The following is an 8,092-nucleotide window of genomic DNA, read 5'->3' as shown; positions in this document are numbered from 1 at the left end:
TTTATGATCGGCAAGCCGCTTTTCCATCAGATTTCATTAAAAACGCTGGAGCCAATATCAGGCTTCAGCGTTTTTCCTGTTTTTCAGCAGATCTGCGCTTATACGAAATGGCGTATGCCGGATTTCGGAAATGCAAAATCGGATCTTCCGTGCATTCGACTCCTTCTGCCAGAACCGTCGGATCGAAAAGGAGCTCTTCGGCTCGTTCAGTTGGTCCAATCAGCTTTAATCTTCCGATATCCACTTTCTTCCTGTCGGCCGGCCAATCTTTTGTGGCATCATCAACCGGGTCTCCCTCTTCACCTATGACCGCAACCAGGCGAAAATTCGCTCCGCCTTTTGCCACCCGCTCTTCCAGCTCTTTTTCAAAATCGCCTTTATGCACCGAAGCGGCCTGTGCCGGATTCAGCGATTCCACACCGGCTTCCGGTACCCATTGAAATTTCACCGGCACCCGTTTGCCTGTGCCGTTAACCAGATAAAAGGCGTGGATGGAATGATAAAGACCCGTAGCAAAACTTGCGGGACTTTGCATTTTGCGGATGATGCGGATGGCTGACCGGCTTTCGGGAAATTTGACGAATAATTTGATGAGATCCCGCAGCTGCGGCCGTCCTTTTTTAAATGATTTCGCAATTTCCAGCATTTCAGTGAAAACTTCCGGTGTCCGCGCAAAGAATATCGGTGACGTGACACCCACACTGTTCATCACCTGACCGTCCGGCAGTTCGAATTGCACTGCCATCCCTTTGACGGGGGACAGATTATCCGTCCAGAACGGATCAGGGGAACTATGGGAAAAACGCACAACCGTCTTCGTCGTCCCTTCCCTTAAATGCGGGGCAACCGTCCAGTTTTTTCCTTCCCCGCTGGCCGTGAATTCCGCTTCGTAGCCCGTCCCCCTTGAATGCGCCCGCCTGTATTCGGGATGTTCCCCGAAAATCTTTTCGATTTTATTGACTGCAGCTTCTGCCAGTTTGTCCTGTGCCATGCCTTCACCCCATCCTATTTTTATACTTCGATAACCCTGTCTTTCTATACCCGCTATTGAATACTTTCAAAAATAACGGGAATACAACGGTATAGAATAAAAAAGGAGGCAACACAATGGATATCAAACAAGGCAACAATAAGTTCTATGTGGAAAGAGATTCAGAAGAATTGGCTGCTATCGAATATATGCCGAATGGCGACGTTTTGACTGTCACGCATACGGAAGTGTCACCGGAATTGTCCGGCCAGGGCGTCGGCAAGCAGCTGGTCGGTGAAATCGTGCAGTATGCCCGGAATGAAGGAAAAACGATTGATGCCCAGTGCTCTTTTGCGCGCGGCGTGATTGAAAAGACCCCGGAATACCAGGACGTTTTGAATAATTGAGCCGCAAAGCATATCCGCGAAAGCGGGTATGCCTTTTTTCACTTTTCAGCATCCCTTGAAAGGAAGTGCCTGCATGGAAATGACTCTCGAAGAAGCGATCCGAAAATATTCCCGGCCAGTAAAAAATACCGCGGATTTGGATCCGTTGGTGGATGCTGTCGGCGACGCCAAAATTGTCCTGCTGGGCGAAGCCACTCACGGTACGTCAGAGTTTTACGAATGGCGTGCCGAACTCTCAAAACGGCTGATCCGGGAAAAAGGATTTTCGGTGATTGCCGTGGAAGGCGACTGGCCATCCGCTTACCAGGTGCATCGCTATATCAATAATTTCTCGGATGGCGATGAAACAGCCCGCAATTTATTGGCGCAATCGTTTACCCGCTGGCCGACCTGGATGTGGGCCAACGAGGAAATCGCCGATTTTATTGATTGGCTGAAAGATTTTAATGCTGCGGAAAATAAAAATACCGGATTTTACGGAATTGATGTCTACAGTTTATGGGAGTCCATGGAAGAAGTCATCCGCTATCTGTCGGAAGTGGATCCGGCAGGAGGAGATGTTGAACTCGCGAAACAGGCTTTTTCATGCTTTGATCCAAGCAACCGGGAGCCCGAAAAATACGCGATATCCTACGCCACTTTTTCAGCGTCCTGCGTCGATGAAGTCACCCGGCTGCTGGCATCCATCCGCAGCCATTCAGAGCATTACTCGAATGAAGAAGAAGCGTATCTTAATCTCCAAATCAATTCACTGGTCGCAAAAAATGCGGAAGAATACTACCGGGCGATGATACGGAGCGGCGCGGATTCCTGGAACATCCGCGACGGGCATATGGTGGAAACGATCAATGAGCTGCGGAAGTATCATGGCCCCGATGCCCGCATCATCGTGTGGGAGCATAATACGCATATTGGTGATGCGCGTGCAACGGACATGAAAGACGACAACATGGTCAATGTCGGGCAATTGCTGCGGGAGCAGAATCCGCCGGAAGACGTTTATGCAATCGGATTCGGTTCCTACGAAGGAACGGTGATCGCAGCGGAAGCGTGGGAAGCTCCGTTTGAAGAAATGGTGCTTCCGCCGGGCAAAAAGAATTCATGGGAAGAATTGCTGCACCGCACCGGCGCCCATGATAAACTGCTGATTTTCGATGGCGGCAATAACCGTTTGTTTGACCGCTGGATCCCACACCGGGCTGTCGGCGTCGTATACCATCCCGAACGGGAAGCCTATGGCAATTATGTGCCTTCGATGATATCCCGGCGCTATGACGCTTTCCTGTTTTTTGACCGAACAACAGCGCTGAGATCTTTATAAGATGCAAAAAGCCAGCGAAGGAAGATTTGCTCCTTCGCTGGCTTTCATTTCATTTTTCAAAAATTCAACGGAATTCGCCGTCAACGACGTTATACAGGAAGTTCCAGTTGTCGGCTCTGTACAGTTCCTGGAAAGTCAGCCGATATCCGTTGCCAAGTGTGACGTGTTCGCGTGAAATCGCCACAACCATTGCATTGGTACCGTCATCCAGGTTCAGATAAACGTCGCCGATGGACGGGCGGATGGCGTCACGTTCACGGATTTTTCCGATCAATTCCTTGTCCGCTTCCAGCTGGCTGTCATCGACTTTCGATTTGTCGTAATAAGCGATATCCCGGCTTCCTTCTGCCTCACCCGGTTCCATGACCAGGAATTCCCTGAACTTCACAGTATTTTGCCTTGTTGTCACCACGTTTTTGCCTTCCACCGATTCGACTTTTTCGAATTCGTTGAGGGAATAATAATCCATGTAATCAGGATCAGGCTTGTGAATCAGGATATAGCCCCCTTCTTCAGGCGCCAAACCTTCCCGCAGCGTATAGCGGCTTCCGAAAAACAGGAAAGAATCGAGGTGCTGCGGTTTGTAGAAAGTGATTTCCTCCGCTCTGGCGTCGAATTGTTCCATGTCCTTTATCCGGAACATGAGCACTGATTTTTTCGCCAGCGGTTTGACCGAATAGACTTTATGCAATTCATTGTTATAGTATACAAATTGCCCTTTTCTGACTTGAAGTAATTTCATTTTTTCCCCTCCGATACAATCATGGGCCGTGCAAAAAATTCTGAAGCATAATCAGGACGGATGACTGAGCATTCATCGCGGTTCTTTGGTATGTTTATATATATGTTCACCTTTAAGGAGCTGATAAGTATGGAATATGAAAACCGCGAAGAATACATCATCAAAAAATATCAGCAGGATGAAGCCACGATGGTTCAGCTTTTTGTCAACTGGTCGCTCAGCAACGAACTGGATCCGCTTGCGCTTTACCAGCGTGCCTATCCGGGCCAGTCGGCCAATGAAGCTTTAGGCAAGGCATTGGAAGAAGCTGATCCGTCTGAAAGGGACATCAGCGGCGATATGCTCCTGGATATCCTTCAGATGTTCGGAAATGACGATTTGGCTTTTGTCGTTTCTGAAGAAATGCAGAAGTTGGATAGAAAATAAAGAAAAGCGGCAGCATCCGTCGTTTTTCTTTATTTTCTTTTTTTCCGCAATTCCTTCGCCTTATTTTCTATATGACTTGTCCGAAGGTTTTCATAGCGGTTGGAAGCGACGTTGCTGTATATTTCGCTGAAGCGGCTGGTTTCATTTTTTTCTTCTTCGGCTTCCGGCTCAATAATTTCCGGTGTTGCCGCTGTTTCAGACGCAGTATCCAGTTCTGTCTTTTCTTCGTTCTTTTCCATTCTTACTCACCTCTCCCTTTTCATTTCCCATTAAAAATGTCTCATGTGAAAAATTCCCTAAATACATAGCCGTTAAACCAATAACCGGACGCCGCTTGAACGGAATCCGGCCTGAGGCTAATTTAATGTTCCTATTCCAAGCGGCTGACCATCCGTTCGATGTTTTCAAGCGTCACCGAACCTTTTTGCAGCGGCGCCGGACAGGATTTATTGAATTCATAAATCTTTTGGTTGATAAGGGAAATCCGGAGAGGCAAATCTTTTTTCTTGCCAGCTGCCATTTTCTTCAGCGTTTCCCGGATCTGATCCCGAATTTCATGCTGCAGCTTCAGCCAATGCGGCTTATAACCGGCTTCGTTCGCGATTTTTTGAAAATGCTGAAACAGGTCTCCTGAAAAATATTCAGCTGGCAGCGGTTTACCGGCTCCCGGTAAATTGTCCATTCCACCGGTCTTTTCATATTCCCTCAATATGTCTCCAATCAGATCATTGCGTATTTCCTGCTTCTCCTCCGGCATTTTTTCCAGCCCCTTTGGAATTCTATTTCCCAAATGACGACGGCATGACAACAGCCACCACTGTGCCCGTTGCACATAACACGCCGTCTGCGGTAACTTCGACATTCACCTTGAATTTCTTCGGATGAATTTCTTCCACTTCACCGACAGCTTTCAGCGCAACGCCCTGCGGAGTCGGCTTCAGGTAATCGACATGCAGGGAAGCCGTGACGAAACGCGGAGGCTCTTCGCCGCTGCCTGGTTCGAATCCGTTTTTGCGGTGCAGCGCCAAAGACGCCGAGCCGGTGCCGTGACAATCAACCAGCGATGCGATAACACCGCCGTAGACAAATCCGGGAATAGCCGTATGTGCATCCAACGGTTCGTATTCGGTATAGGTTTTGTCCCCTTGCCATACAGTACGGAAATGATGTCCGTTTTCGTTCAATCGCCCGCAGCCATAACAATGCGCAAATTCCTCGGCGTATTCATCCTGGATGGCCATAATCGTTGTTTCACTCATTCTCATCCCTCTTCTCCTGATATTTTTTTCCTCATATTGCCTTTATTTTACCATAGCTTCATCCGATTAGAATACAAATGAAAAAGCACAGCCCTTTTCATCAGGCTGTGCTTTCCCTGTTGCAGCTCCTCCACTCTCGGAGGAGTTAGTGCACGCGGAAAATTTGTCATTCATACTTCTACATTCTTATAAAGGTTGACGAATGTTCTAATCCCGTCAATACAGCTTCTTGCCCTGTCTGCATCTTTAGATTTTAGTCGCATCTACCTCTCAGCGAATCCGATGTTCTGCAGTCAGATATTCAGTTGCACTTACACAAAAAACTTACCAAACTTTGTTTGAAGCACTTTCTCTTCAGAAAAACCTTACAAACTTGGTACCCGACGAGATAACAATCGCCAGTAAAGCAAATTTTCCGCCAAGGCTGTGCATGTCCTCGTCTGGAGGCGATTGTAAACGAAAATCTGTTTACTCGTTTCTCCCTACGGTGGTTCCGCCTTGTATTTTCTATATACCACGCAAAGATAAATTTAAACCTCATTTTTATAATTTTTTAAGTAATTTGATAAATCCTTTTTACTTTTATCCGCTCGCCCGCTATACTTGGAATAGTTCGATAACCGTAATAATAAAGGAGAGAATTAAATGGTCAAAAGTATGCCTGCACGTTCAGAAGTCAATATTGATGAAACCTGGGATTTAAGTTCTTTATTCCCATCAGATGACGCATTCCACGAATCCCTTGCAGCCCTTGAAAAAGAAGTGGATGTTTTCGAAGCGCAATACAAAGGAAAAACGGAAGACGTCGCTTCAGTAAACAGCTTATTGAAAGCCTATGCCGAAATCAATGAAAAATTTGTTCCCGTCGGTACTTATGCAAGCCTGAAAATGAGCACCGATCAAACCGATGACGAGGCACAGATGCTGTCGAGCAAATTCGGTTCAGCAGCGGCAAAAGTGAACAGCAAGCTGTCATTCGTCACCAGTGAATTACTGGCCCTGCCGGAAGAAGTTCTGGAACAGGCGATGGAAGCATCGGATGACTTCAAAGTATATATCAAGAAATTGATCCGCCAGAAACAGCACCAGCTGCATCCGGAAGTGGAAAAGACGCTGGCAGCTTATTCATCAACATTCAACGCACCTTATGGCCTTTACAACACAACGAAAATGGTCGATATGTCATTTGACGATTTCGAAGTGGACGGCAATAGCTATCCGCTGAGCTATGTGTCTTTTGAAGGCGACTGGGAAGCGGAAACGGATACGGCCAAACGCCGCGCCGCTTTTGACGCATTTTCTGCAAAACTGAAAGAATACCAGCATACGACAGCGAAAACTTATGACATGCAGCTGCAGATGGAAAAAACCACTTCTGACCTGCGCGGCTACGACTCGATTTTCGATTACCTGCTGTTCAACCAGGAAGTGGACCGTTCCCTGTACAATCGTCAAATCGATTTGATTACAAGTGAACTGGCGCCGCATATGCGCAAATACGCGAAACTTCTGCAAAAAGCACATGGTCTGGACAAAATGACATTCGCTGATTTGAAGATTTCGCTCGATCCGACTTATGAGCCTGAAATTACTGTCGAAGAATCGAAGAAATACATCAACGACGCACTCGGCATCATGGGTGAGGATTACCTTGAAATGATTGAACGCTCCTACTCGGAACGCTGGATCGACTTTGCGCAGAATAAAGGCAAATCGACTGGAGCGTTCTGTTCAAGCCCTTACGGCAACCACCCGTATATTTTGATTTCCTGGACCGGCCGCATGAACGAAGTGTTCGTCCTGGCCCACGAACTTGGGCACGCAGGCCATTTCTACAATGCAAACCGGGCACAGAATATTTTCAATGCGCGTCCTTCGCTGTACTTTATCGAAGCGCCTTCGACAATGAACGAAATGCTGGTGGCCAATCACCTGCTTGCAAATTCGAAAGATCCGAAATTCAAGCGCTGGGTCATTTCATCGATTGTTGCCCGCACGTATTACCATAATTTTGTCACGCATCTGCTGGAAGCGGCTTATCAGCGCAAAGTGTATGAGCGCATCGATTCGGGGCAAAGCGTCAACGCTGGCATCCTGAATAACCTGAAACGCGGCGTCCTCGAAGAATTCTGGGGCGATACAGTGGAAATCAATGACGGCGCTGAGCTGACATGGATGCGCCAGCCTCATTATTACATGGGCTTGTATCCGTACACTTACAGTGCAGGACTGACCATTTCCACTCAAGTGTCGAAACGCATTCTTGAAGAAGGCCAGCCAGCCGTCGACGAATGGCTTGAAGTATTGAAAGCAGGCGGCACGAAATCTCCTGTCGAACTGTCTAAAATGGCGGGCATCGACATCACGACCGATCAGCCGCTGCGCGATACCATCGCTTATATCGGTGAACTGATTGACGAGATGGAGAAGTTGACAGAGGAAATTGAAGAATCAGTGATTTGATTTTCCGATAACAAATGAAAAGTGTGATGCATATTTCGATGCATCACGCTTTTTATTTGTGCTCTTTCTTCCATTCTTTCAGGCCAAAAAAAAGAAGACCTGAATTTCTTCAGGACCCTTTGTCGCCACGCTCGCTGTCAGAAGTGCGCTTCTCTGCATCTTTTACCGGCTTATCATCTATAGGCAGCGAATCATCGCTGTTTTTCATTTCGTAATTTACAGAATATCCCTGTTTTTCCAACTGCTCAACTTGTTTCTTCGAAGCTCTGATCAACAGCCAGATAATCAGCATTGATAGAATGAAGATAACAATTACGGAGATGATGCCCGGAATGTATTCTGATTTATCGTCCGGAAAGTATAGAAAATCCATCTTGTTTACCACCTTTATCTTCAAGTTTCATTTCATTATACATGATTCAAGAAATGACAAAGGAGATGAAGGTGAACGTTTCGTGGCAATCAGAAAAGCGACAATGGCCGTTCAGCTCTGAAAGGCATAAG

The 8,092-nt window shown here is 47.0% G+C and carries 10 protein-coding genes; 4 read left to right on the top strand and 6 right to left on the bottom strand.

Annotated features, from left to right (window positions below):
* Positions 1–64: 64 nt before the first annotated feature.
* Entirely contained in the window at positions 65–991 is a 927-nt protein-coding gene (locus KW93_RS10680; protein ID WP_033543002.1) for a catalase family peroxidase, read from the bottom strand.
* Between the two features lie 116 nt (positions 992–1,107).
* Here KW93_RS10680 and KW93_RS10675 point away from each other — a divergent pair, with 116 nt between their 5' ends.
* Together KW93_RS10675 and KW93_RS10670 are read left to right on the top strand one after the other, a co-directional pair.
* Positions 1,108–1,377: a GNAT family N-acetyltransferase gene (locus KW93_RS10675; protein ID WP_033543001.1), complete on the top strand. Its 270-nt coding sequence runs from the start codon at positions 1,108–1,110 to the stop codon at positions 1,375–1,377.
* Positions 1,378–1,450: 73 nt separating this feature from the next.
* Positions 1,451–2,698: an erythromycin esterase family protein gene (locus KW93_RS10670; RefSeq protein ID WP_033543000.1), complete on the top strand. Its 1,248-nt coding sequence runs from the start codon at positions 1,451–1,453 to the stop codon at positions 2,696–2,698.
* Between the two features lie 64 nt (positions 2,699–2,762).
* On the opposite strand, the gene KW93_RS10665 is transcribed toward KW93_RS10670, so the two are convergent.
* A complete protein-coding gene (locus KW93_RS10665) occupies positions 2,763–3,440 on the bottom strand; it encodes a hypothetical protein (protein WP_033542999.1) in 678 nt (225 codons plus the stop codon).
* A 129-nt stretch (positions 3,441–3,569) separates the two neighbouring features.
* Between KW93_RS10665 and KW93_RS10660 the strand changes: the two genes are divergently transcribed.
* A complete protein-coding gene (locus KW93_RS10660; RefSeq protein ID WP_033542998.1) occupies positions 3,570–3,866 on the top strand; it encodes a hypothetical protein in 297 nt (98 codons plus the stop codon).
* A 29-nt stretch (positions 3,867–3,895) separates the two neighbouring features.
* On the opposite strand, the gene KW93_RS10655 is transcribed toward KW93_RS10660, so the two are convergent.
* The 3 genes from KW93_RS10655 to KW93_RS10645 form a co-directional block, all read right to left on the bottom strand.
* Entirely contained in the window at positions 3,896–4,105 is a 210-nt protein-coding gene (locus KW93_RS10655; RefSeq protein WP_033542997.1) for a hypothetical protein, read from the bottom strand.
* 131 nt (positions 4,106–4,236) lie between these two features.
* The gene (locus tag KW93_RS10650; protein WP_033542996.1) at positions 4,237–4,623 is read right to left on the bottom strand and encodes a DnaJ family domain-containing protein; all 387 of its coding nucleotides are present in this window, start codon (positions 4,621–4,623) and stop codon (positions 4,237–4,239) included.
* Between the two features lie 22 nt (positions 4,624–4,645).
* Entirely contained in the window at positions 4,646–5,125 is a 480-nt protein-coding gene (locus tag KW93_RS10645; protein ID WP_033542995.1) for a PaaI family thioesterase, read from the bottom strand.
* A gap of 645 nt (positions 5,126–5,770) precedes the next feature.
* Between KW93_RS10645 and pepF the strand changes: the two genes are divergently transcribed.
* The gene (pepF, locus tag KW93_RS10640) at positions 5,771–7,588 is read left to right on the top strand and encodes an oligoendopeptidase F (protein WP_033542994.1); all 1,818 of its coding nucleotides are present in this window, start codon (positions 5,771–5,773) and stop codon (positions 7,586–7,588) included.
* Between the two features lie 109 nt (positions 7,589–7,697).
* On the opposite strand, the gene KW93_RS17570 is transcribed toward pepF, so the two are convergent.
* Positions 7,698–7,961: a hypothetical protein gene (locus KW93_RS17570; RefSeq protein WP_052131566.1), complete on the bottom strand. Its 264-nt coding sequence runs from the start codon at positions 7,959–7,961 to the stop codon at positions 7,698–7,700.
* Positions 7,962–8,092 lie beyond the last annotated feature (131 nt).

Origin of the sequence: Planococcus sp. CAU13, assembly GCF_000775575.1 — a bacterium.
Lineage (GTDB): Bacteria > Bacillota > Bacilli > Bacillales_A > Planococcaceae > Planococcus.
The sequence above is the reverse complement of the archived record's forward strand: the minus strand, read 5'-3'. Positions and strand labels throughout refer to the sequence as shown.

Coding starts and splice junctions, on each gene's coding strand:
- KW93_RS10660 (WP_033542998.1), top strand. CDS start 3,570: ATGGAATATGAAAACCGCGAAGAATACATCATCAAAAAATATCAGCAG.
- KW93_RS10665 (WP_033542999.1), bottom strand. CDS start 3,440: ATGAAATTACTTCAAGTCAGAAAAGGGCAATTTGTATACTATAACAAT.
- KW93_RS10680 (WP_033543002.1), bottom strand. CDS start 991: ATGGCACAGGACAAACTGGCAGAAGCTGCAGTCAATAAAATCGAAAAG.
- KW93_RS10675 (WP_033543001.1), top strand. CDS start 1,108: ATGGATATCAAACAAGGCAACAATAAGTTCTATGTGGAAAGAGATTCA.
- pepF (WP_033542994.1), top strand. CDS start 5,771: ATGGTCAAAAGTATGCCTGCACGTTCAGAAGTCAATATTGATGAAACC.
- KW93_RS17570 (WP_052131566.1), bottom strand. CDS start 7,961: ATGGATTTTCTATACTTTCCGGACGATAAATCAGAATACATTCCGGGC.
- KW93_RS10655 (WP_033542997.1), bottom strand. CDS start 4,105: ATGGAAAAGAACGAAGAAAAGACAGAACTGGATACTGCGTCTGAAACA.
- KW93_RS10650 (WP_033542996.1), bottom strand. CDS start 4,623: ATGCCGGAGGAGAAGCAGGAAATACGCAATGATCTGATTGGAGACATA.
- KW93_RS10670 (WP_033543000.1), top strand. CDS start 1,451: ATGGAAATGACTCTCGAAGAAGCGATCCGAAAATATTCCCGGCCAGTA.
- KW93_RS10645 (WP_033542995.1), bottom strand. CDS start 5,125: ATGAGTGAAACAACGATTATGGCCATCCAGGATGAATACGCCGAGGAA.